At 47.5% G+C, this 22028-nt stretch carries 28 protein-coding genes and 1 pseudogene; 6 read left to right on the top strand and 23 right to left on the bottom strand.

The features are described from left to right. Positions 1-65 precede the first annotated feature (65 nt). Positions 66-1235 (top strand): hypothetical protein, encoded by a 1170-nt coding sequence (locus tag CS022_RS13320; protein ID WP_129122693.1) that lies wholly within the window; start codon positions 66-68, stop codon positions 1233-1235. Positions 1236-1420: 185 nt separating this feature from the next. Here the strand turns inward: CS022_RS13320 and CS022_RS13325 are convergent, their stop codons facing one another. From CS022_RS13325 to CS022_RS13365, 10 genes are all read right to left on the bottom strand, one after another. Continuing rightward, on the bottom strand, positions 1421-1786 hold the full coding sequence (locus CS022_RS13325; protein ID WP_129122694.1) for a VOC family protein: 366 nt from the start codon (positions 1784-1786) through the stop codon (positions 1421-1423). Between the two features lie 57 nt (positions 1787-1843). Beyond that, positions 1844-2128: a pyrophosphohydrolase domain-containing protein gene (locus tag CS022_RS13330; RefSeq protein ID WP_129122731.1), complete on the bottom strand. Its 285-nt coding sequence runs from the start codon at positions 2126-2128 to the stop codon at positions 1844-1846. A gap of 152 nt (positions 2129-2280) precedes the next feature. Further along, complete coding sequence (locus tag CS022_RS13335) at positions 2281-3135, bottom strand: delta-class carbonic anhydrase (RefSeq protein ID WP_129122695.1); 855 nt, start codon at positions 3133-3135, stop codon at positions 2281-2283. A gap of 180 nt (positions 3136-3315) precedes the next feature. Continuing rightward, positions 3316-3849: a DUF6817 domain-containing protein gene (locus CS022_RS13340; protein WP_201746279.1), complete on the bottom strand. Its 534-nt coding sequence runs from the start codon at positions 3847-3849 to the stop codon at positions 3316-3318. A gap of 10 nt (positions 3850-3859) precedes the next feature. Next, complete coding sequence (locus CS022_RS13345; protein ID WP_129122696.1) at positions 3860-4246, bottom strand: hypothetical protein; 387 nt, start codon at positions 4244-4246, stop codon at positions 3860-3862. A 146-nt stretch (positions 4247-4392) separates the two neighbouring features. Continuing rightward, entirely contained in the window at positions 4393-4890 is a 498-nt protein-coding gene (locus CS022_RS13350) for a GNAT family N-acetyltransferase (protein WP_129122697.1), read from the bottom strand. A 158-nt stretch (positions 4891-5048) separates the two neighbouring features. Then, positions 5049-5321: a GNAT family N-acetyltransferase gene (locus CS022_RS27725; protein WP_328590360.1), complete on the bottom strand. Its 273-nt coding sequence runs from the start codon at positions 5319-5321 to the stop codon at positions 5049-5051. 12 nt (positions 5322-5333) lie between these two features. Then, positions 5334-5642, bottom strand: coding sequence for a hypothetical protein (locus tag CS022_RS27730; protein WP_456243287.1), 309 nt, complete (start codon positions 5640-5642; stop codon positions 5334-5336). A 123-nt stretch (positions 5643-5765) separates the two neighbouring features. Further along, positions 5766-5915: a GFA family protein gene (locus CS022_RS28410; RefSeq protein WP_456243288.1), complete on the bottom strand. Its 150-nt coding sequence runs from the start codon at positions 5913-5915 to the stop codon at positions 5766-5768. A 134-nt stretch (positions 5916-6049) separates the two neighbouring features. Further along, the gene (locus tag CS022_RS13365) at positions 6050-6655 is read right to left on the bottom strand and encodes a LysE family translocator (RefSeq protein ID WP_129122698.1); all 606 of its coding nucleotides are present in this window, start codon (positions 6653-6655) and stop codon (positions 6050-6052) included. A 484-nt stretch (positions 6656-7139) separates the two neighbouring features. Here CS022_RS13365 and CS022_RS13370 point away from each other — a divergent pair, with 484 nt between their 5' ends. After that, positions 7140-7820: a hypothetical protein gene (locus CS022_RS13370; RefSeq protein ID WP_129122699.1), complete on the top strand. Its 681-nt coding sequence runs from the start codon at positions 7140-7142 to the stop codon at positions 7818-7820. 77 nt (positions 7821-7897) lie between these two features. Here CS022_RS13370 and CS022_RS13375 read toward each other — a convergent pair whose 3' ends face one another. The 4 genes from CS022_RS13375 to CS022_RS13390 all read right to left on the bottom strand — a co-directional run bounded on the left by CS022_RS13375 (position 7898) and on the right by CS022_RS13390 (position 9980). Continuing rightward, positions 7898-8320 carry a GNAT family N-acetyltransferase gene (locus CS022_RS13375; protein WP_129122700.1) on the bottom strand — a complete coding sequence of 141 codons (423 nt, stop codon included), beginning with the start codon at positions 8318-8320 and terminating at the stop codon, positions 7898-7900. Between the two features lie 195 nt (positions 8321-8515). Beyond that, the gene (locus tag CS022_RS13380; RefSeq protein WP_129122701.1) at positions 8516-8764 is read right to left on the bottom strand and encodes a TIGR03643 family protein; all 249 of its coding nucleotides are present in this window, start codon (positions 8762-8764) and stop codon (positions 8516-8518) included. Between the two features lie 308 nt (positions 8765-9072). After that, positions 9073-9495: a LysR substrate-binding domain-containing protein gene (locus CS022_RS13385; RefSeq protein ID WP_235869500.1), complete on the bottom strand. Its 423-nt coding sequence runs from the start codon at positions 9493-9495 to the stop codon at positions 9073-9075. A 26-nt stretch (positions 9496-9521) separates the two neighbouring features. After that, on the bottom strand, positions 9522-9980 hold the full coding sequence (locus tag CS022_RS13390) for a LysR family transcriptional regulator (protein WP_161569632.1): 459 nt from the start codon (positions 9978-9980) through the stop codon (positions 9522-9524). A 182-nt stretch (positions 9981-10162) separates the two neighbouring features. Between CS022_RS13390 and CS022_RS13395 the strand changes: the two genes are divergently transcribed. After that, positions 10163-10759 (top strand): glutathione S-transferase family protein, encoded by a 597-nt coding sequence (locus CS022_RS13395; protein ID WP_129122704.1) that lies wholly within the window; start codon positions 10163-10165, stop codon positions 10757-10759. Positions 10760-10764: 5 nt separating this feature from the next. Further along, positions 10765-11166, top strand: coding sequence for a VOC family protein (locus CS022_RS13400; RefSeq protein WP_235869501.1), 402 nt, complete (start codon positions 10765-10767; stop codon positions 11164-11166). 192 nt (positions 11167-11358) lie between these two features. On the opposite strand, the gene CS022_RS13405 is transcribed toward CS022_RS13400, so the two are convergent. Beyond that, on the bottom strand, positions 11359-12594 hold the full coding sequence (locus tag CS022_RS13405) for an endonuclease/exonuclease/phosphatase family protein (protein ID WP_328590358.1): 1236 nt from the start codon (positions 12592-12594) through the stop codon (positions 11359-11361). Between the two features lie 446 nt (positions 12595-13040). Here CS022_RS13405 and CS022_RS13410 point away from each other — a divergent pair, with 446 nt between their 5' ends. Next, positions 13041-13328 carry a flagellar biosynthesis protein FlgA gene (locus tag CS022_RS13410; RefSeq protein ID WP_129122706.1) on the top strand — a complete coding sequence of 96 codons (288 nt, stop codon included), beginning with the start codon at positions 13041-13043 and terminating at the stop codon, positions 13326-13328. A 17-nt stretch (positions 13329-13345) separates the two neighbouring features. Further along, complete coding sequence (locus tag CS022_RS13415; protein ID WP_129122707.1) at positions 13346-14512, top strand: UxaA family hydrolase; 1167 nt, start codon at positions 13346-13348, stop codon at positions 14510-14512. A gap of 122 nt (positions 14513-14634) precedes the next feature. Here the strand turns inward: CS022_RS13415 and CS022_RS13420 are convergent, their stop codons facing one another. The 8 genes and pseudogenes from CS022_RS13420 to dctP form a co-directional block, all read right to left on the bottom strand. After that, positions 14635-15354 (bottom strand): GntR family transcriptional regulator, encoded by a 720-nt coding sequence (locus tag CS022_RS13420; RefSeq protein WP_129122708.1) that lies wholly within the window; start codon positions 15352-15354, stop codon positions 14635-14637. A gap of 208 nt (positions 15355-15562) precedes the next feature. Beyond that, positions 15563-16570, bottom strand: coding sequence for a zinc-dependent alcohol dehydrogenase (locus CS022_RS13425; RefSeq protein WP_201746280.1), 1008 nt, complete (start codon positions 16568-16570; stop codon positions 15563-15565). Positions 16571-16618: 48 nt separating this feature from the next. Continuing rightward, entirely contained in the window at positions 16619-17350 is a 732-nt protein-coding gene (locus CS022_RS13430; RefSeq protein ID WP_235869502.1) for an SDR family NAD(P)-dependent oxidoreductase, read from the bottom strand. An 85-nt stretch (positions 17351-17435) separates the two neighbouring features. Then, positions 17436-18736: pseudogene (hisD, locus tag CS022_RS28100) on the bottom strand (histidinol dehydrogenase). Positions 18737-18830: 94 nt separating this feature from the next. Beyond that, the gene (locus CS022_RS13440; protein WP_129122711.1) at positions 18831-20150 is read right to left on the bottom strand and encodes a TRAP transporter large permease; all 1320 of its coding nucleotides are present in this window, start codon (positions 20148-20150) and stop codon (positions 18831-18833) included. Positions 20151-20161: 11 nt separating this feature from the next. Beyond that, positions 20162-20677: a TRAP transporter small permease gene (locus CS022_RS13445; protein ID WP_129122712.1), complete on the bottom strand. Its 516-nt coding sequence runs from the start codon at positions 20675-20677 to the stop codon at positions 20162-20164. A 99-nt stretch (positions 20678-20776) separates the two neighbouring features. Next, positions 20777-21214, bottom strand: a complete 438-nt coding sequence (locus CS022_RS27335; protein ID WP_328590363.1) for a type 2 periplasmic-binding domain-containing protein — start codon at positions 21212-21214, stop codon at positions 20777-20779. Beyond that, positions 21199-21954 carry a TRAP transporter substrate-binding protein DctP gene (gene dctP / locus CS022_RS27340; RefSeq protein ID WP_268967899.1) on the bottom strand — a complete coding sequence of 252 codons (756 nt, stop codon included), beginning with the start codon at positions 21952-21954 and terminating at the stop codon, positions 21199-21201. Before dctP ends, CS022_RS27335 begins: the two co-directional genes overlap by 16 nt. Positions 21955-22028: the final 74 nt, after the last annotated feature.

Raw genomic sequence — 22028 nt, forward strand, 5'->3', positions numbered from 1 at the left:
CCTACATTTTAAGAATGTTCTGATAAACAGAATGTGTCTTTTTTCAGCGGAAATGACATACCACAATGAATACACAACAGAAGGCTTCTTTGACTATGAATCATCGTTTTGCCCTGATGAGTGTTTTACTGACGGCGTTGGTAAGCGTTACCAATGCGTCGGAGGCAGAAACTAACACCCAAGAAACGCAACCAAATTGGCCGTCAGGCGAACTTTTGGTTCCCAAAAGCGGTTTTGATTGGGGCACAAATATTGCGGTTGGTACTATTGCCAGCCCTCAGGAAATTTGTAACGTGTTTACTCATCCTTTTTTTCAACGCCCTTTGGCTGATTACAATCAACTCGATTCAATGAACAGCGATTTTGTGTGGGACGGTATTGAGGCCTCGAGCCTCTGGGTGAATAAAAAATTCGAGGCGGCAGGTGTCCGGCTTGACCGGCTGACGCTGGAACAAGAAACGATGCAGAAGGCTGACTACAACCTTTCTGCTTGCTTGAACTACATGAAGAAAGAAGCGCCGCAGCTGTTTACATTTGTTCAGGACAACCTTTTGCACTATCTGCGTGATGAATGCGTCGAACAAAAATTCCGTATTGAAAAAACGGTGGATGACGTAGGCAACATCATCGAGAAGAAAGTACCTCTGCGTAAAACGCCCTGTTTAGATTTTAACTACAACAGCGGTCGATATGGCGATTGGAACAGCACAACCTTTGCGTTGATGCTGGTGTGGAAGGAGGCGCATCCGGTGCTTGCCAATGTGTTTAAGCGTGGGCTTGATACCTTAGAGGTCCGTGTCGCAGAGCGTGACAAAGAGCTTGAGCAAGAGCGTATTGCGCAAGCCGAAGCGCAGGCTAAGCGAGAGAAACAGCAACAGGCGAGAAATCAGAAAGAGCAGGTGTGGCAGCAGTACCTGGCGCGTGAAAAAACCTTAATGGAGCAGGTTTATAATTTTTCCACAACGGGACACCCTAACGGGGGAAGCTGGAAATACTGGGTGCAAACAGCGCCGTGTATCGTCACTGATGGTTCAAAAACGTACGATACTCGCAAAATCAATATGACGGCGTTTCGAATGTACCCGGAATATAATGAGTATTCCGGCGACACAGAAATGGTCTCAAGCGATGGTAACTTCCGTCTGAGTACCACAGCGACCATTCCGTTAGACAGGCTTCAGAATGCATGGAGTATGGCATTTAAAGAATGTCCCGGCAGAACGTCGACGTTTTGATGGCCATTCTGTGAGTGAAATCTATTCAGTATCAGGCTTTGTGTGGGCGCGTTGAAAGTAGTGACTGATTGTTATCAGGGCAAGGTTCTTGCCCTGTTTTGCTGCGAGTATCTGGCGACCCACTGATTTCTCCCTCAGGAAAATGGTTTAGGGTGAGGCAAGCTAATTTAGCGGTATTTAGTTTTTTAACCGTGATTTTGTGCAATTCGCCAGAGTACACCGCTCGGGTCAAACAGACAGCACTCTCGCATTCCCCACGGTTGATCAACCAGCTCGGTCAACTTTGCGCCAAACTCGTCAATGTTTGTGGCGCTGATGTGTTGATGCCAACTTTCTACATCTTCAACAAGGAGGTGCATCATAAAATTTTCAGCATGCTTTGGCTCGTAAAACGCCTGAAGTAAGAATGAAAACCGGTCTTTTCGAAAAAACGCGATCCCATCGAACTCAGAGGCCATCTCAAAACCAATAGTTTGATAAAAGCGTTTCGATAACTCGAAATCTTTTGCGGGGACAAACGATTTAATCTCGACAATATTAAGATTTTGCATTCTTAGCGCCTTATTGGTTGTGAAAATAAACAAGTCAGAGGATGTAAATGTGCATACTCATCTGTTGTATTTTGCCCGATTGAGCGTGTTTTTCAGTTGGCAGGTTTGTGTCAGATCGATGTTATGAACATTGGCGAGTGCGCAGGCATAGTAAATCACATCATGAAGCTCTTCTGCGACAGAGCCTTTTAGGTTCTCCAATGTTGGCTGTCCAAAACGTTCTTTTCTGACGGCTTCTGATAGTTCTCCCACCTCTTCGATGAGTTTGAGAAAATATTTGTCAGCCAATTCTGGTTTATGATCATGAGCTTTGATTTGTGACTGAAGCTCTGACAACGTCATGTTTAATGCCTCACACTCCGGAAAAGCCAACAACCTAACGCATTGAGAGAAATTCACCAGCGGGATTTCTTGCTTTTGCGAGAGCACGATGAAGATGACGGCGTGCAAATGAACGCCGTCAGTAGATGTAGTGCTGAAGAATAGGCGCGAGATTATTTTATTGGGGAGAGTAGCGCCATGTTCCTCACTAAGTTACGAACGCCGTGGCCATGATCTTCGTTGAACACGTTACCCTGACACCAGTCCGCGACAGTTTTAATATTTACTTTGGCAACTTTCGGACGAACACTCCAGCTCACTTGAAAGGGCGATCCTGCCTCATTGTAAGCCGGGCCAGTTGTTGAACCGGCATACTGAATGGGTGTCCCTGTGTTATCTGGTAGATTGACAGCCTGCTGAAAGCCATTGGTTGTGCCGAGTTTAGCCAACTGATTGAAGTCGAGTGCTTTGTCATCGTTTACCAATACCATTACTTGCGCTTCAACTCGCAGCTGCGGATTTTTGTTGGCATCACTCAAGCAAGCTCCCAGCGTTGGTCCGGGTAATACCTGTGCAGAGGTGTGAACGTAGTGAACTTCAATTGTATCACCTGGGAAAAGCCCGCCATGTTTACTTGGGCAAACATTTCCGTCAAATGCCGCCAATTCTTTTTCTGTCAGTGTACCGCTGAACAAAAAGCCACTCTGGAAACCTTTGCCGTCACCATTCCCGGCATAACGGGTGAATTCGCCGCCAGCGTGTTCAGCATTTTTATGAAAGTGGATATTACACAGATTCATCTGTTGATAGGCTGGAGCCGCGTTGAACGTAATGGGGTTAGCCCCTTTCACTGAGTCAATGTCGCGGGGTGATTGAGGGCCGAAGCCTTTGTTTAAGGTATTGGTAGCAAGGTTGGCTCTTTGCTCTGACACCACAGAATCACTGACACTTTTTTCGGAGGCAGCAATAGCCGGAGAGGTGACGCTCAGAGAAGCGGCAGTCAGCAAAAGAAGAGTCTGGTATTTCATTGTATAACCTCATGGATTCAGCAAGTATGTACATCTAAGAGAATATTACTCTTCATGAGGTATTGATGATGACTTAAAAAGTAGACATTTTGGACGGTGAAATAAAAAATGATAACACTATGAACATTGGTGACTCAGTTCACGTGCGTTTGCACGCAAACTAGATTTCGAAACAAAGAATCACTGTAATAATTGCTCGTAACTTGCTATCGCATGTTCACTTAAATAGTTGTTCATAGACGTGAATAAGGTCAGCAAACCCCTCCCATACTGTGCTTTGAATGAGGCGCTACTTTTGACTAACTCTAGTTCGTTGGCCACGGTCAGTTCGCAAAAATACCTGCATTGATTTTCCTTTAAGGAAAACACATCTCCTGTGAATCTGTCTTTAAACTGTATACTTTTTTGGCCTGAAAACTGTGGGAACACGACGTCTCTATCACATGAGCAATACAGATAAACCAGAGCTTCGGCCTCTACGCCGATAACATCTGCAATTTCTGCTCGTTTGCTTAATGACACCATTTGTTCGTCAAAGCCCGCCGTGCCATAAGCAGCATGAAAAAGTCCGGCTGTTCGTAATATGTCGTCTGCTTGCCACTCGCGAAGGAGCGCCTCTGTGCCTTGTAAGTGGGTCTCTAACGAGCCATTGAGGTGCTGAAAATCACCCGCGCCAAGATGTTTGAGCTGCTGAAACTGATTATCGATTTGCATGCAATTTTTCTCACGACCCTAAAAATGTACCAAGGCAACCCATTACCCCAACAGGAAGCAACAATACCCATTGCGGTAGCTTGAGGAGGCTTTTTACACCAAAGAAATACCAACCGACAACAACAAACACTGCGGTGAAGGCGAGATACCCAAAAGACATGAACATAGAGAGAATGTCAAAAGATGGGGCTGGCCGCCAACCCGCATATAGATAAAGTAATGAAGAACACAAAAGAACCACAGAAACCATATGCCAACAGGAGAGGAGTGTTGCCTTGGGTACGTCAGCCAGTTCTGATTTGAGGAATGGCCTAACAGGGTCGACTTGTCCGGCAAAAATATGGACGAAAGCCGTCAGTAGAGAAATTACACCCGCACCTAGCACCCAGTAATTCATTGCGAGTCCTTGCTTTTGACCTAACCAAAATTAAATCAATAAAAACAAGATAATATGATTCTTTCAAGCTGTTTTGATACTTAAAAGCAGTTGTTGCGGTACAACGCAATTGCCAAGAAATCAGGTGCTTTTTTCTGGAGTGATGACTACACGATAAGGCGCATCCGGTAATCGTCCATAACGTAGCCGCGGCCAATATCTGCACAAATCTCTTCGACGATGTCGAAACCGCATGCCTGATAGGCTTTGATGGTGTTGGTATTGTATTTGTTCACCGTCAAAACGATGCTTTTCTTGTGATATTCCTTCGCCATGTCTTTGATGAAATCAATCGCTTTTCGTCCAAAGCCGTTACCGCGCTCTGATGATAATAAATAGATTTTACTCAAAAACAGGTCGTCTTCACTCAGCTTCACACCCAGGTATCCAACGGGTTTATCATCACTGACCATCAAGAAGTAATGTGTCAGCCCTGTTGTCACTTCATCGGTGATCACTTCTTTTGAGTGAAAGTGACCCAACATATATTCGACCTGATCAGCACCGATAATGGGGGTGTAATGTTCAGTCCAAATAATGTTGGCAAGCTCAAAGACCTGATGAATTTGCTCGGTTGACGCAACGTTTTCGAAATGCAGCTTCATAACAGTATTCTCTCCAAAAGCCTTTTCGGGACAAAGTGACTACCTGAATGTAAATCAATACATTGTGTCTGTCACAACCAATTTATTGACAAGGTTGATAATTACGACGAACTTCGAAAGCTGATATCGCAGAATGAAAACCATATCAGCCGAACTGCCTAAAGCGTTAAAAAGTAGCTGTAGTAACGGTCGTCTTTCTCGTAGCCAAGTGATTCATAAAGCGCTTGCGCATGATGATTGTCCTTCGCGGTCTCTAACGATAATCCTTTTGCCCCCGTCGAATGCGTAAACGCCTTTGCTGCATCTAATAATGCTTTCCCTGCGCCTTGCCCTCGCGCTTCTTCTTTCACAAACAGGCCATTCAAGATCCATGTTTTTTGCGCCGACACAGAGGAGAAAGAGGGATAAAGCTGGGTGAAGCCAACAGGTATATCTTGATCGTTCTACGCCAGAAAGATCACCGATTCATTTTTCTTTAGCCGCTCACTCAAGAAAGTGCCTGCAAGTGAGAGGTTGCTGTTGTGCCCATAGAACACGCGGTATTGATCAAAAAGTGGAGCAACGAGTTCGAGGTGTTCTGATGTTACTGTCAATATATTCACTATAAAGTCCGTTTTGTTTTGGGGCTTATTCTCTGCCGTCTTCAAATGGCGGTAATGTATCGGATATCTCGCGCCAGTTCGCTTTGTAGTTGTATAGATGTGGGCATCGATTTTGACGGAAATCTCCTCATCAAAACTTGCGATTGCCACTTCTATGCTGCTTTGCGAAGTATCTTTGACCCCGAAGCCGATTCTTGAACCACATCTGCTGCAGAATGTGCGAACAGTGCAATTGTTAGCGGTAAACTCCCGAAGCTGCTGTTATCCGGAAAGTCACATAAAATCGGCAACGGCGACAAGGGTTGTAAAGGCTGCGCCGTAAAACTTTCTGCACATTGGGCAATGACAATTGGCCGCTTTGTCACTGAACCCTGAGACCGAGTAAGTGACTTGCCTGAATGGACAATGGCCTTTTGTGTTCAGCCATCAAATACTCCCTCTCGCTTTGCATGTTACCGAAATGTCGATACTTAACTTTTCATGACAAGCTAACGGAAGATGAGAAACCTTGGGATCTTCAGCTATTTATTTGCGGCCGAGTTTAGAAAATAGGCTTCTTACCCTGAGATAAAAACAGCTATTTTCACTACTGAGGTATAGACGAGGAACAGCCCGCCGACGATATTAATCACGGTTGTCATAGGCGTGAGGGAAAACTGCCTTCTTGCCATTCCCAGAAGAAAACTACATAGAAAAAGCCAACTGGCCATGATCCCTGTGTGAACAACCCCTAATGTCATGAAATCTGTCAGTGCATTGCCAGCAAAAAGTGGCACGACGGTCAGGTAAAGTAGCACCGATTTCGCATTGAATATGTTTAGCGATAACGCCTGAGAAACGGTAACTGGCAATTCATCAGAATCAGCGATGGGAGTATTTCGACTATTTACGCCAGAATAGATGAGCTTAACTCCCAACCAAAAGAGGAATACAAAACCTACGATATTTAACGTAGCCATTGCCAGCTTGCTTGAAGCCAACAGTTGTGAAATACCAACACCGACCAGAAATGCATGGATCAAAATCCCGATACCCGTACCTGCGATTACGCTGAACGCCCCTTTTATGCCTGAATGAGTGACATTACTCATCGTTAACGTAAAACTAGCGCCGGGGGAGAGGGCAAAAGGTAGCACAGCGATTGAGAAGCCTGTTATGTCCATGAAGTCATTCCGTGGTGAGTGTTGATGAATTTTTGCCTGATTGAACGAGCAAATTTTACAGTGCTTTTTGTGAGAGACGCTTTTAAGGCTGGAAATAAAGCGGAAGTTCTGCGATGCATATTTTTTAAGTCGTATGTTCAGCACCGATATGCTGCCATTCAGATACCAAATATTCGAGTTAGCATCTTTAGCTGGTGTGGTTCTGTAACTCTCGTGTTGAAAAAACTAAGATCAACCATCTGTTTTTCTTCCTTTTATACCTAATTTAGTAAAACAAAGATAAAAAATAAAAGATTAACAGGCTTATGATTTATATATGTTTTTACCCTCACTCCCTTATCAATCTTTAAATCGATACTTCAGTTTCACCTGTCTATTATTTCAGACTGATTGGTGTGTTTCTGGTAATTCCCTTGATTGAAAGGCTAAATAATTAGACATTTCTGTGGATTTTTTAAACATGGCCCCGCCAAGGAGTACAGAAATGAAAACAGTACACGAAAGCAAATCAAGTTCATCACGATTGAAAAAAGCGGGACTCGTCGTCCTGACAGGAATGTTAGCTGCCCCAATGGCTAACTCACAGCCCCCTCATTTTCCTGATTTGGTAAATGGAGGAAATCGTTGGCTCATCACTGCTTACAACGATCGCAGCCCAGTTCACCAGCAATGGGCGACACAAGGGTTATGCTTTATTCCTATCGGTACAAACGGCACTCATACCAGTTACTACTGGTATTCAGATACGTTCCCAAACTGGAATGGCTATGCGACGAAAGAGGGTGACTCCGTTTCTATGCACGGTGATTATGCCAGTAATATTGGTCATGACAGCATGACGTGGGACATCGTTACCCGTTCTCCCAAGATGGAGGGAGCAGGTCATTGGGTCGAGTGGCGCGAGAACAGTGGTTATGGTAATACCATTGGTTGGATAAATGCGAAATTCCGTCAGGTAGGCTATTGCACTAAGAGCAAAGAGCTTGTCATACAAATTGCTGAAGGTCAGTTAACCAGTGAAGAGGAAATTACAGCGCAAGCAAAAGAAATCTCTGATGCATACAGAGATATTGCGTTTCCAACCACACGCAAAGGGAAAGAGATCACGGAGCCAAATGGAGATGGTCTGAAAAATACTATTCGGAGCGTTTTAAAACCTCGTTAACTTGTCTGGCCCCTTTTATCTGAGGTAAAACGTTTGATGCACGGAGTGATCACATCCACTCCGTGCTTATTTACGGGTTAATCTTTGATATATGAAAAGTGGTGGCTGGCGATATTAAAACCTTCCCGCAAATAAAACTTATGCGCAGCGAAACGTTGGACACCAGAATCGAGATGGATTTGACCGCACCCTTTTTCATCTGCCAGCGCTTTAAACCAGCTCATCAGAAACGCACCAACACCAGTCGAGCGAAACTCAGGGTTAGTAACAAGATCGTCAATGTAGATGTGTTTTCCCCACGCCAGCTTTTCACTTATCACAAACCCCGCGACCGCCAGAACGCCGTGCTTTCCGGAAACATAAACCACCTGATAGCCCTGCTGTTGCTGCCTCTTTATCTGAGTTTTGAGCGTCTCTATATCGTAAGACGGGCGTAAGCTTAGCAGCACGTTAAGTACGTCTTCATAGTTACCTTCCCAGTCGAGATAATTGACTTCCACATTTGCCCCTAGTTTTTCAGCTTGTTGTCAGCTATGAATACTAAAAAAATCATCAAAAAGTCATCGTCTTTGTTACTTCTTTGAGGGGCACACTGCATATAAATGATGTTGATATTTTATGATCGTATTTCATCAAGACGAGACCGAAAAAGTAATGTCCTGTGTATTCATTCATCTATACGATGGTTTTTGATTTTATCGCTGCTTGTATTGTGAGGGGCAGTATCCGCGACTGACGTCTTTGCTTCTCAGTTGCAAATGTTTGGTCTTTCTTCCTGACACGCGTTTACGCCAAAGCTTAAATGAGGATGGAGTAAGATTTCTGCGCATTAGTGCCTGAACCTGAGGCTCAGTAAGACCAAATTGAAGTGTGATCGCTTCGAAAGGTGTTCTGTCTTCCCACGCCATTTCAATGATTCTTGACTCTTCGTCTGCTGAGAACATATTTCTCTATTCCTGTTTTGATTTAGTTTGTTGCGAATTATTTACGGGTAACGACAGGCTTTGGATGACATAGAGAAACTGCAGAGTTTGGGGGAAATTTCAAAGAGTGGTGGAAGAGGGGGTGACTCTGCTGGAAACACATAACTTGCGCGACAGCTGTTATCTTGGGTGATGTTCTCAGCTCGCGTCGCTAAGGATAGAATCAGTTAAACCCGAGAAGAATTCATACCGATTTATGGTTTGTCAGAGGCAATGACTGAGATTTTTATGTTCAAGCATGGCTTTGGACAAAAGCTACGGGAAAGTATTTACTCTATCGAGTTCGCTGCACGACTGATAGCCTTAACAGGTGGTAGCCAATTTTCTTTTAGGTAATCACTGAATGTCCTTGCCAATGGGCTCTTGCGCAGCTGAGGCTGGTAAAGCAACCACAAAGACCACTGTGGTAAGGATGTTTCGGTTTTTTGGCTTCCCAGTAATGGGTTACTTCGAACAACAAAGTCCGGTACCAGGCCGATACCATTTCCTGCGCTTATCAACTGCATGACACTCAGGTAACTGTCGGTTGCGATGCGTGATCGACATGTCGCTTTTTCGGCACCATTCCATCGCTCTGACGGCAGCCCTTGATGCTGCTCATTTAGCCTTACCCAAGGTAACCCAGTTATTTCTTGCCGGGATGATGGGTAGGTGAGCACAAACTCAAAATTCTGTAGGCGAATACCAATCAAACTGTCGTCTGGGTTGTTAGTCGCTCTTATTGCGATATCAACACCGTCAGGCCCGAATCGTGCAAGTGACGGACTGGCTCGATGGTAAATTGAGTGTCGGGGTGCTGTTCCTGAAAATATCGGATCAAGGTTGATAGTCGTGGCATTGAAATGTCACAGCAGCTCAATGTGAGTCTGCCCGACAACACGCTCTCTTTTTCTTTTAACCATTGATGAATATTGCCCGCACCTTCCGCCATACCATTGACCAGTTGCTTAAGTTCGCTGCCTTCGCGGGTGAGCCGATAGCCGTTCGATGTTCTCTCTACCAGCATGACGCCAGACTGTTTTTCTAAATCCTGTAATCGGCGGGATACGGTTGAGTTATCAACGTCTAAGTGTCGGGCTGCACTGTTTATTGAGCCAGTTTGAGCAAAAGCATGGAATACCTTTAAATCATTCCAGCTGAGCTGAGGCTTTGAATTACTTGTGGTGGTAATTGTCATTCCGCCCTCCATGACTATTCAACGCTATCGTGGGAGCTTAGGGTGAGTGAGACAATCCTCCCTTAGTATGAAGCTTGATCCGAGATGCAAATTTGCATCAGTCACCAGCGTGTTTGAGGGCTGTTATGGTGAGTTGTTCTGCCTAAAGTGAGTTGACCGATTGCGAACAAGGAGCGGTAACGATGAAGCTTTACGATCTGGAACTGTCAGGAAATTGTTATAAAGTCAGGCTGTTTTGTGCTCTTAACAACATCCCCCTGGACATTGTGCCCGTCGATTATCTTGCAGGCGAGCACAAAGGTAGCGAGTATCTTGCGATTAATCCTTTAGGGCAACTCCCGTCGCTAGATGACAACGGACTGATCATCAGAGACTCGCAAGCGATTTTGGTGTATCTCGCGGTCAAATATGACCTGATCAACTGGTGGCCGCATGGCGCTATCGGTCAGGCGCTAATCATGCAGTGGCTATCTTTTTCTGCCAACGAAATTGCACGTGGCCCTAATGATGCCCGCTTGCATGATCTGTTTGAAGTGCCGTTGGATGTTGCTGAGGCAAGGGACAAAGCGCGGGCTGTCCTCGATGTTACTGAAGCCACCTTGCAGGACAGTAATTGGCTGGTGGGTGATAAAGTGACATTGGCGGATATTGCCTGTTTCCCCTATATCGCATTGGCTCATCAAGGAGGTGTTGCGCTTGATGCATACCCTAAAACTCGAGCTTGGTGTGAACGGATAAAGATGTTGAATGGCTTTATCACCATGCCGGGGATTGAGTAATCACCATGAGTTTTGTGATTAAAGGATACGAGCATGTCGGTATAAGGGTCAGTGACCGAGCAGAAGCACTCACCTTTTATGCCAAGCTCGGTTTTAGGCTGGATGTGGAACTACCTGAACATCAAGCCGTTGAATTGGTGAGTGAGAAAGGCGTGATGCTTAACCTGATATTCAACGCACAGCCTAATTCACCAAAGCAGTTCAACATATTGCAAGACAACAAGGTTAAGCTGCCGGGTATTACGCACGTCGCTTTCATCATTGATTCAATGGCGGCCTTTGAAAGGGGTTGTCGTGATGCATCGATAACAATTACCGAAGGACCAATTAAAATTGGCGGTCGACGTTTGGCATGTTTTATCCGTGATCCTGATGGCAACGTATTAGAGTTTAATCAGTATCTATAAAAAAGCCCCGTCAACGCGGGGCTTCAAGGTTAGTTATCAGTCAACAAGCGTCTTATTTGAGGCTGGTTTCAATCCAGACCATACGGTGATCAGACGATACGTCTTTACCATTACCGTATTTTCCAACTGCTTTGTCATTTACTAAGCCACGACCGTTTTCACCGACTGCAGGCCAGAAGACGCCAGAGTCTTTTACATCCAGTTTTTTGGAAGGGATGACATGGTCGACGCGGAGGCCAAAAGTACTGGTGATGCGCTCAGCGTAAGGGTTATCTGTTCGACATTCTTTGCCAGAGTAACATTGCTTCCGCCAAGACTGGTTGGTACGAAGTCACCTGTTGTTGCTGTCTGATTAACACTAGGGTGCGACAACAGCGCGCCAATCGTTTTTGTGAATCCGTCACCGGCATCTGGGTCGGCATTGAGATCACCCATGATGACGAAATCGGCATCTGCATTCAGACCGCCTTTTACACCTTTGTCGTCATAGAAATAGGATTTGCCGCTGATGTAATCATTCCAAAACTGAATTTCGTCGCGATTACGTAGCTTATTGTTGATGGTGACGGTATCGAAAACGGGTGGGGTAGGGTGTGACATCAATAAATGCACAGACCGCACGCCGTCATTAGTTTCAATGAGAACTGGCACATCAACATGGTTTTTCGATGACAGGCGAACCTGCTGCCATTCATCATCACTGTACCAGTTGTCACCGCACTTCATGCCTGACGGAATAGAGTGTCTCTCGCTGTCACACTTAGTGATGGTTGGGTTCTCTGCGCCCGGCAAATCTTTCCATTTGAAGTTCTGGAAGGTGCGGATGTTCTGACGGTCAATTTCAAACTGAGAGAGAACAGCAAAGGCATATTGACCATGATAGAAGCCAAAGCCCCATGCATCGCCCGGTAAAGCGACCTTACCATTGTTGTCCAAATCTAAGTCGCTAAGCAGGCCTGTGTTGGTAGAAAAACTTTCACCAAATGGGTAAGCGATAGGTGCGAGGCGTTCACCGCCCAGCAAGCCGTCACTTTGTTGGCCTACCGAGAGATAGTTTTTCTGGAAATCGCGCAGCGCCGAAAGGTCATCACCCGTTCCGTCATTGTTGAACTCACTCATCATGAGTACATGTGGGCGCGTTGCCTGAATGGTTGCGGCAACATTTCGGATTTGAATGATTTTTTCCGCCCGCACCTTGTTTTCGCCCGACAATACTCCTTGCGTGAAGGCATGAATCAACTGTTGTTGCTGAAGCGGCGTTGTGTTCATTTCTTCAGCCAGTTGAGTAAACGTGCTGCGATCAAAAGAGAGATTGTAGGCTGCGATTTTAAATGTTGGTTCGACAGCCTTGCGGGTGTCTGAATTGGCACAGCCAGCGAGTAGGCTTGCTCCCATCATCAAAGCGAGAGCATGTTTCTTGAGTTTCATCGTTATCACTCATCTTTATTGGAGAAGTCACAAATTGTGATGGTTCGAGATTGTAAAGAAATGACAATCCGCTGTGATTTTTGTGTATGACCTCTTTTGCACAGATCACAAACTCTCTAATTGAGATCAGTATCAAACCTTGTTGTTTAGATCTTTTCTGATCTCGGTCAGTCGATCACTTTCAACGTAAAACCCTCCCAACGCATCAACTTCTTTAGCTGCTCAATTTGCCCTTTCCTCATCGATTGAGATTTTTCTCTCTTTTTTACCTCCCATAAATCAATACCTTAAAATCCAAATTAAGTCTTATATAAGATATAAGACAAAAGACATCTTGTATAAGATCTGTTCGATCGCTAGGCTAAATACAGATTGAGGTTTTGCACACTGAAACCGAAATACATTCAAACGAAGTACATGCAGACTAAGAGCGATTGGGAGGAGAAATGAGCGAGACACATTTTTTGATCCACGATGACGGTGACTCTGTTGGCGTTGTGGTTGTTGAGACAGTGAAAGCGGGTATGGAGGTGTGTGGATACACCATGGATACCCACGAGAAAGTGACCATGACAGCGCAAAATGACATTCCGCTGGGCCACAAAATCGCATTGGGCGATATGGACATCGGTGACACAGTGATGAAATACGGTGTCGATATGGGCAAGGTGGTTGAGGCGATCCCTCAGGGTGGTCATGCTCACGTTCACAACATCAAAACCAAACGCTGGTAACCAAAGGAGACAAGACAATGGAACGTACAACATTTATGGGTTACCGCAGAGATAACGGCCGTGTCGGTGTCCGCAATCATGTCCTTATTCTGCCATTGGATGATATTTCAAATGCAGCCTGTGAGGCGGTATCGAACAACATTAAAGGCACGATTGCCATTCCGCACTCATATGGACGTTTGCAGTTTGGTGCTGACCTTGAACTCCATTTCCGCACCATTATCGGCACCGGTGCGAACCCCAATGTTGCTGCTGTTGTGGTGATCGGTATTGAACCGGGTTGGACGCAGAAAGTCGTAGAAGGGATTGCACAAACGGGCAAGCCTGTTGCCGGATTCTCGATTGAGCAGAACGGTGATATTAATACCGTGGCGGCGGCCTCACGAAAAGCCAAAGAATTTGTTCACTACGCGACGGGATTGAGCCGCGAAGAATGCCCGCTGAGTGATTTGTGGGTGGCGGTAAAATGCGGTGAATCTGATACCACATCAGGTTTGTCTGCCAACCCGACTGTCGGTAACTTCATCGATAAAATGGATGCTATCGGCGCGACTACCTGTTTTGGTGAAACCTCTGAAATTACGGGTGCTGAGCACATTGTAAAAGGCAGAGCAGCATCGCCGGAGGCAGCAGATAAATTCATGAGTACTTGGTCTTCCTATAACGATTTTATTCTCGCCGAGAAAACCAATGACCTGTCAGATTCACAACCGACCAAAGGCAACATCGAAGGTGGATTAACGACCATCGAAGAAAAAGCGCTTGGCAATGTGCAGAAGATTGGTAAGAAAACCCAATATGTCGATGTCCTTGAGCCAGCTGAAGCGCCGGCAAAAGGCCCGGGTCTCTACTTTATGGATACCTCGTCAGCGGCGGCCGAGTGTAACACCCTTCAGGCAGCAGCAGGCTATGCGGTTCACCTGTTCCCGACAGGCCAAGGCAACGTGATTGGTAACCCGATCATGCCTGTTTTGAAAATTACCGGAAACCCAAGAACTGTGCGTACCATGAGCGAACATATCGATCATGATGTTTCAGCCATCCTTCGTCATGAGATGACTCTGGATCAGGCGGGCGATCTCTTAATTGATATGGTGATAGATACTGCGAATGGTCGTCACACCTGCGCTGAAGTGCTCGGTCACGTCGAGTTCTCTCTGACTAAGCTTTACCGAAGTGCTTAACACGTAAAAACCTTTCCCTATTATGTGTTTGCTGCAGCCATCCTGCCCTTGGAGCTGCAGCTTTTTTGTGTTTAAGGGAAAGTTCTGAGACTGTGCGTCGTTATTTCACATGGCGCGACGGTTTAGGTCAGCTCGTTGAGGTAGTGGTACTGATCGGTGTGACAGCGAGTTTGGCGCATCTCTACAGCTCGACCATCAAGCGAGTAAGCGACACGTAATGCTTGCAGTATAGGTGTTCCGACTTCCACCCCCAGAGTCTGATGGTCGCTTGCCGATGCCGATTCCGCAGTCAGCTTTTCGGAGACTTTTACGATCGATACGCCCAAATCCTGTTGGTAGTAACTGTAGAGAATATTGGGAAGATCGCTCGGGACTTCAGCGTTGTCAAAAAGCCCGTCGGGCAGACTGACGACTTCATTAATCACAGGTTGGCCACCAAGCCAGCGAACCCGATGGATGCGCACCACTTTATCGCTATTTTTAAGGCCGAGAGAACGCGCCTCAAGGGGCGTCGCTTTTTTCCGCACGATACTTTCCAGTTTGCTATCGGGGAGATGACGGTTTCCGTCGTTATCGACAAATCGGAAGAAGTGGTAGAGCGGCTGTTCTTGGGTGTGTTCGGCGACATAGGTGCCTTTTCCCTGTCGTCTGATTACCAGTTTCTCGGCCGCCATTTCATCCAATGCCTTACGTACTGTCCCCTGACTGACTGATAACTCATCCGCGAGTTGAAACTCGCTGGGTAACGCCATTCCGGGCGTCCAGACTTTATCAATCAATCGCTGGGTAAGAAGTTCTTTGACTTGTGCGTATAGCGGCATGAAATGGGTGGGTTTAGACATACAATCCTTACTCAAAAAACGTATTCACTCTGATGTTATCAAAGCTACAAAATGATGGTGGAGGGGAGTTGACTGAGCCTGCTCTGCATCACATTAAATTTATCATTAATCAAGACTTTTCTCCGTGAGAGGACACGTTTCTTAATATGAAAAAGGAGCATCAATATATGGTGGCTCCTTTTACGCTCTTCTTTCCTCACGGAACGGCTTACCCGGGCATATCAGCAATCTGGAGAATGATTTTCGCCGCTGCTGTTTTCCCCTGATCGAGATCTGAAAACGCCGCTGCGCCTTCAGAAAGTTGACGCTCCTCAATCCAGTTCAGGGTGCCAAGCGCACCAGAGTAGAGGTAGTCGACCGCGACTTTCATATCAGTCTGTGTGTAAGAGAATGCGCCGATAACCGCGACTTCCTGCAATGTCATCTTACGCACATCAAAGGTGCCGGAGGCATCCTGTAAACCGACGTGAATAAACACGCCACCGGGGCGAATCGCATGCATGGCAACATCGCGTGTGATTGCGCTGCCCACCGCATCGATGACCCAGTCAAAATGATTTTCCGGATGAGGGGCATCATTCAGCGGATTATGTACCTTGTCGATACCTACTTGCTGGCAGGTGGTAAGCCTCAAGCTATTTGTGTCGCTGACGGTCACATCCATACAGCCTTTGTATTGCAGCAGCAGAGCAGTGAGTAACCCGATGGAGCCTGCGCCGATCACCAGTATTTTGTATTCGCTCAAAGGCCGATGCGTATGCCGCTCACCCAGCGCGACGGCATGCACTGCGGTTGCAGTTGGCTCGGCCAGTGCAGCGTGCTCGGCTGGCATGTCATTCGGCACCGGGATCAGGTTGCGTTCAGGTATTGCCGTAAAATCGGCGAAAGCGCCGGGCTTTTTTAACCCAATGGCAGTACGGCACTGGCAAAGGTTTTGTCGACCTGTCAGGCAATCGTTGCATTCTCCGCAGGTGATCAGTGGGTTGAGCACCACTTTTTGCCCTTTGTATTTGCCGCTTTCTGCGATACCGCAAGCTTCGTGACCAAGGATTAACGGCGGCACACGTCTGGGATCATGACCGTGATAGGCGTGCATGTCTGACCCGCAGATCCCCGCTTTGAGGATGCGGACAATCACTTCGCCCTGTTCCGCGACAGGCTCTGGCTCGTTGCGGAGTTCCATGTGTTCTTTCGCAGCGTATACGAGTGCTTTCATTGTCATTTCTCTCTACAGTATTCGAAACGATGAGGCTGTGTCAGGCGCCTACTTTGCGGTGAATCCTCCGTCCACGTAGAGCGTTTGTCCTGTGACGTAATCTGATGCCGATGAGGCAAAAAACAGTAAAGGGCCGTTAAGATCTTCCGGTTCACCGTTTCGTCCTATTGCCGTTTGGGCGGCCAGTTTAGAGGCGCGCTCAGTGTCATCGAAAACGGCCTGCGTCAGTTCAGTGCGGAAGAAGCCCGGCGCGATGGCATTGCACTGAATCCCCGAAGATGACCAAGTTTCAGCCATCGCCCGTGTGAGCTGACAGATACCACCTTTTGAAGCGCCGTAAGGCAGGCTATTGGCAAAGGCACGTTGACTTTGCAACGATGCGATATTGATAATTTTACCCGCCCCTTTTGCTTTCATTGCGTCAGAAACGGTACGCGCGAGAAAGAAAGGGGTTTTGAGGTTGATGTTTAGCGTCATGTCCCAGTCGCTTTCAGCGATATCATCGACAGGCTGACGCAGGTTAACGCCAGCGGCATTGACCAAAATGTCCGGCGCGCCAAAATATTCGCTGCAGCGTGAGACAATATCTTGGATATCCGCAGTTACGCTGATATCGGCGGCGACACAGGCGGCTTGTCCGCCATCTATCTCAATGCGTTTTACTGTCTCTTGCAGCGGTGCTTTCCGCCTACCGACCACAATCACGGCAGCCCCTGCGGCTGCCAATGTTATTGCAAACTGACGTCCTAGCCCTGTTCCTCCCCCGGTGACGAGCGCCACTTTTCCGGTGAGTGAGAAGGAGGCAGGTGATGTGATGTTGTCATTGTTTTGTTCCTCACATGGTCACTGATAATGTGCTGAGCATTCAGTACTGCAGTGAAAAATCATCCTGCGGGAAGTATTTTTCTAATCTCGCATCTCCGGTTCTGGCGTGCGCTTCCATGCCTTCCAACCGTGAGAGTCTCGCTGTGACCGCCGCGACATCACGGTTGGCCTCTTTCGTTAGGCGCTGGTACGAGCAAATCTTGATGAATTTACTGACGGACAACCCTCCGGTGTATTTAGCCGCACCTTTGGTTGGCAAGATGTGGTTAGGCCCTGAGCATTTATCACCAAAGGCAACCGTCGATTCTTCGCCAAGGAATAACGACCCATAATTGGTCAGATTTTCCAGCCACCAGTCGAGATCTTCCGTTTGTACCTCAAGGTGTTCAGAAGCATATTCGTCGCTGATTCTGGCCATTTCCTCTCTACTTTCGCAAAGAATTACCTCGCCGTAATCACGCCAAGATGTTTCGGCTGCTTCGCGCGCGGTATCCGGTAAATCGGCGATCAGCTCGGGCATCAGTTTCATTACTTCTTCACCGACACGCCTGCTGGTGGTGAAGAGCCACGCCGGGCTGTCGAGACCGTGCTCTGCCTGACCAATCAGGTCAATGGCGACAATGCGTGGGTCAGCGCTGTCATCGGCTATGACCGCGACTTCAGAGGGCCCTGCAAACATATCAATACCGACACGACCGTAAAGCTGCCTTTTTGCTTCGGCGACAAAGCGGTTACCCGGGCCAACCAGAATGTCGGCTTTGTGCCTGTAAACAAACCCTCAGCCATACTGGCCACAGCCTGCACGCCGCCAAGTGCAAGAATATGGTCGGCACCGCACAATTTCATGGTGTAAAGGATGGCAGCAGGTACGCCCTTGCCCAGTTTCGCGGGTGAACAAGCCACCACATTTTTGACACCTGCCACTTTGGCAGTGGTGATACTCATGATGGCAGAAGCGATATGCGAATAGCGGCCACCCGGAATGTAACAACCTGCGGTATTCATCGGGATCAGCTTTTGTCCGGCAATCAAACCGGGTGATAGCTCAACTTCGGTTTCTTTCAGTGCATCAAGCTGCGCTTCGGCAAAGCCTTTTACATGCTGATAGGCGTAAGCGATATCTTTTTTCATCTGCTCGCTGAGCTGCTTTTCCGCATCATCAATCACCGATTGAGGCACCAGAATGTCGCCTTGCCATTTATCAAATGACTGAGTGAATTCAACGACTTTTTGCTCGCCGTGCTGACCGATTGCAGTCAACATGTCATTGACGGTGGCGCTGACATCTTGTTCGCCAGTTGCCGCAGTTTTGGTTGCTTGTTTTAAATACGTAATTGCCATTGGACTCTCCTTAACGCACAACAATACTCACCAGACATGTCTGTCTGCTGGAAAAAACGGATTAGGGGGAGCAGCTATGTGGCTGCTCAGGGTATTAAGTTGGTAATGCCCAAAGGGACAACGCCGGAATAAATGCCAGAAGCAACACCACACCAAGCATGGCAATCACATACGGCACGGCGTAGCGAGCAACACTCAGAACCGGTGTGCCAGTCACGCCGGAAACAACGAAAAGGTTCAGACCCAAAGGTGGGGTAATAAAGCCAACACCCAATGCCGTCACCATCATGATGCAGAAGTGGATTTCATCCATCCCTATCGACTGTGCCAGCGGTAAAAGAATTGGCGACAGCACCACGATATTCGGTGTGGTTTCCATCACACAGCCAGCAACAATTAAAATGGCAATCATCAACAGGGTGATATGTACCGGATCATCAGTCAGAGCTGTCATTGAGGCGACAAAGCTCTGAGGAATATCGAGGATCGCTAGCGTTTGGGCCAGTGGTAGTGACATGGCGATTATCGGCAGGATTATCCCGTTGATTTTGGCTGAGCTATACAGCATTTTTGGGAAATCACGCCATGTGATAGTGCCTGTCGCTAAACCGATAACAATGCCCACGAAGACGGCAATCGCAGCAGCTTCAGTGGGGGTGAAAACGCCGGAGTAAATGCCGCCCAGGATGATTCCGGGAATCAAAAGGGCATAGCGTCCGTCAATCATCGCTTTTGTCCAACGCTTCCACGAGAAGCCTGTTTTGGCATCCTCATAACCGGAAATTCGGTTGAGAACGGCGTTGGTCACCATAATGGAAATCATCACCATCAGACCGGGAATTGCGGCGGCTAGGAACAATGTCGATGCTGAAATACCCAGAATCAGACCGATGATGATATAGGCGATAGAGGGTGGTATCAGGATCCCGGTACATGCACCGGAGGCGACCAGTGCACAGGCATAAGCCTTTGGATATCCGCGGTCTACCAAGCGGTGAATGGTCATTCTGCCCACTGCCGCAGCACCCGCGGCGTCAGAGCCGGAAATACAGGCGAAAAAGCCACAGCCGAGAACGGTTGAACTGCCCAGCCCGGAACGTGCGGCGCCCGTGCAAGCTTCCGCGATATCGAGCAGCTTATTCGACAGGCCAGTGCGAACCAAAACGTCTCCTGTCAGGATGAAGAGCGGAATGGCAATCAGTGCAAATGCATCAATGCCGTCAAACAGTGATTCGCCGACCAGCGACAAGGGCAGTACGTCTGTTAATACCAGCATGGCGATAGAGCCTAACCCCAGCAATACCCACACTGGCACACCCAGTGCAATCATCACAATCATCGCCAGAACTGGAATGTACACGCTGGCACCGTAAGAGGCGGCTTCTGCTTCCTGCAGCAAATAATAGTTATTCATTCCCTGACTCCTTAGTCAACCAACTGGGTGCCTTTAAATGGCTCTCTTCCTGCCCGTAAATCTGCAATATCGCGTTTGAGTGACTGCAGGAGACGAACGAGAATCAATGAAAAACCAATGGGTACAGCCATCAAAAACCAAAATTGACTGATCCTCAGGCCGTGAGTGACGGAGCCGAACTCAATCGACGTCAGTACAGGCAGCACGGAGACCACCAGACAAATCACGGAAAGCATTAACGTCAGAATATCTGAGAAGATGTAGAGGAGAATTTGATTGCGTGACGACAAAAAATTCATGATCACGTCAATGCGGATATGGCTGCGCTCTTTGACCGCTAACGCCGCGCCAATCCACGCGAGATAAATGAAACAGTACCGTGCGACTTCCTCGCCCCAGATTGAGGAATAACTGAGTAAAAACCGCCGCATCACTTCAGACACAATGGTGATAGCAATCATTGCGTAGAACACTAGGCATAACCAGCGCTCAAGATTATTGTCCGTTTTTTTGAGCCAATTTTGCATTACAACCACCTGCAAACAACCGTAAAGAAAGGCTCTGTACCCCAATATCATGCGAAGGGTCTGGGTACAGAGCTTCACCCATTTCAGTGAAATTCGATATCAGATATCGTGGACGTAATAACGGCCTTGCGTGTTGGCTGCTTCAAGCAAGCTATTGAAAGTATCGAGTGAGCCTGCGAGTTCGATTTTGGTTTTATCCCAAACAGGCAGCTGGTGGCCTGCTTTGTCTTGCCACTGTTTAAGCTCAGATGGCGTTGGGCTGTAGAACTGCACCTTGTTTTTCTTCAGTTCTGCCATCGCAAACGCGCGTGCGGCAGGAACTTTTGCCAGATTCTGCTGTGCAGTTACTTCACTGGCCATCTCAATGCCCATTTGAACGTCTTTTGGCAGGCTGTTAAACCATTTGAGGTTACAGGAATAAACCTGTGCATCTGGCACCGAGCGGATAAAGGTCACCGAGGAGAGCACGTCTTTAAAGCCAAAAATATTCAGAGCTTCAACACTCGGATCAAGGGCATCGGCTACGCCTTGTTTGATGCTGACGGTGTTTCACCCCATGCCACGGGTGTTGGGTTTGCTCCCAGCAGGCGATAGAACTGCTGGAGGATTTTGGAGCCAGGCACGCGGAACTTGATCCCTTCAAGTTGATCCGGTGTTTTGATGATCTCATCACGGCCTTTACGCAACGCCACAACACGTGGGTCAATACACACATACCATAGGGCTTTAAAGCCACGGTCAGCAATTTTGGCATCGACTTCGTTCTTCCACGCCGCCGAATTGACGAGGTTGGTAAACTTCTGATTCTCGCCACACCAGTAAGGAATATTGATCAAATCCACCACGGGCGCGAAGGAAGAAAAATTCGACAAGGAGTGCTGCGCCGCCTGAATGGTACCTTGCTGCACCTTCTGAGCCAACGCACCGCCTGCACCAAGTTGCCCGCCCGGTGCCAGCTTCACATAGACCTGATCATTGGTCATGTTCTGAATGTTCTCTTTGAAATCGAGCTGCATGATGGGGTAGCTGCGTGACGCACCAAGAATATAGGCCGTGGCTATCGTCATGGTGTATTTTGCTGCTTTTTGGCGTCGGGCTTCTTCTTTACTGATGGCGGCGCTCGCTTCAGGGGACAAAAGCGTACCTGCTGCACCTGCAACCAAGGCTGCCGTGAATCCGTATTTTCCACTTAACTCGAGGAAACGGCGGCGCTCAATGGATTCAACACTGTCTGGGTTAGCGTGTTGATGGCTGCGTGACTTAAATAGTCCTTTCATTGTTGTGCTCCCATTACTGTAAGGTGAAGAGCCGACCCACTCATTTAAGGAAGACTCAGAGAGATAAAGCGCAA

Source organism: Veronia nyctiphanis, assembly GCF_004116385.1.
GTDB lineage: Bacteria > Pseudomonadota > Gammaproteobacteria > Enterobacterales > Vibrionaceae > Veronia > Veronia nyctiphanis.

What these genes read in the sequence shown, in the direction of transcription:
- CS022_RS13320 (WP_129122693.1), top strand. Translation starts at nt 66, where the DNA reads ATGAATACACAACAGAAGGCTTCTTTGACTATGAATCATCGTTTTGCC.
- CS022_RS13325 (WP_129122694.1), bottom strand. Translation starts at nt 1,786, where the DNA reads ATGCAAAATCTTAATATTGTCGAGATTAAATCGTTTGTCCCCGCAAAA.
- CS022_RS13330 (WP_129122731.1), bottom strand. Translation starts at nt 2,128, where the DNA reads ATGACGTTGTCAGAGCTTCAGTCACAAATCAAAGCTCATGATCATAAA.
- CS022_RS13335 (WP_129122695.1), bottom strand. Translation starts at nt 3,135, where the DNA reads ATGAAATACCAGACTCTTCTTTTGCTGACTGCCGCTTCTCTGAGCGTC.
- CS022_RS13340 (WP_201746279.1), bottom strand. Translation starts at nt 3,849, where the DNA reads ATGCAAATCGATAATCAGTTTCAGCAGCTCAAACATCTTGGCGCGGGT.
- CS022_RS13345 (WP_129122696.1), bottom strand. Translation starts at nt 4,246, where the DNA reads ATGAATTACTGGGTGCTAGGTGCGGGTGTAATTTCTCTACTGACGGCT.
- CS022_RS13350 (WP_129122697.1), bottom strand. Translation starts at nt 4,890, where the DNA reads ATGAAGCTGCATTTCGAAAACGTTGCGTCAACCGAGCAAATTCATCAG.
- CS022_RS13365 (WP_129122698.1), bottom strand. Translation starts at nt 6,655, where the DNA reads ATGGACATAACAGGCTTCTCAATCGCTGTGCTACCTTTTGCCCTCTCC.
- CS022_RS13370 (WP_129122699.1), top strand. Translation starts at nt 7,140, where the DNA reads ATGAAAACAGTACACGAAAGCAAATCAAGTTCATCACGATTGAAAAAA.
- CS022_RS13380 (WP_129122701.1), bottom strand. Translation starts at nt 8,764, where the DNA reads ATGTTCTCAGCAGACGAAGAGTCAAGAATCATTGAAATGGCGTGGGAA.
- CS022_RS13390 (WP_161569632.1), bottom strand. Translation starts at nt 9,980, where the DNA reads ATGACAATTACCACCACAAGTAATTCAAAGCCTCAGCTCAGCTGGAAT.
- CS022_RS13395 (WP_129122704.1), top strand. Translation starts at nt 10,163, where the DNA reads ATGAAGCTTTACGATCTGGAACTGTCAGGAAATTGTTATAAAGTCAGG.
- CS022_RS13400 (WP_235869501.1), top strand. Translation starts at nt 10,765, where the DNA reads ATGAGTTTTGTGATTAAAGGATACGAGCATGTCGGTATAAGGGTCAGT.
- CS022_RS13405 (WP_328590358.1), bottom strand. Translation starts at nt 12,594, where the DNA reads ATGAAACTCAAGAAACATGCTCTCGCTTTGATGATGGGAGCAAGCCTA.
- CS022_RS13410 (WP_129122706.1), top strand. Translation starts at nt 13,041, where the DNA reads ATGAGCGAGACACATTTTTTGATCCACGATGACGGTGACTCTGTTGGC.
- CS022_RS13415 (WP_129122707.1), top strand. Translation starts at nt 13,346, where the DNA reads ATGGAACGTACAACATTTATGGGTTACCGCAGAGATAACGGCCGTGTC.
- CS022_RS13420 (WP_129122708.1), bottom strand. Translation starts at nt 15,354, where the DNA reads ATGTCTAAACCCACCCATTTCATGCCGCTATACGCACAAGTCAAAGAA.
- CS022_RS13425 (WP_201746280.1), bottom strand. Translation starts at nt 16,570, where the DNA reads ATGAAAGCACTCGTATACGCTGCGAAAGAACACATGGAACTCCGCAAC.
- CS022_RS13440 (WP_129122711.1), bottom strand. Translation starts at nt 20,150, where the DNA reads ATGAATAACTATTATTTGCTGCAGGAAGCAGAAGCCGCCTCTTACGGT.
- CS022_RS13445 (WP_129122712.1), bottom strand. Translation starts at nt 20,677, where the DNA reads ATGCAAAATTGGCTCAAAAAAACGGACAATAATCTTGAGCGCTGGTTA.
- dctP (WP_268967899.1), bottom strand. Translation starts at nt 21,954, where the DNA reads ATGAAAGGACTATTTAAGTCACGCAGCCATCAACACGCTAACCCAGAC.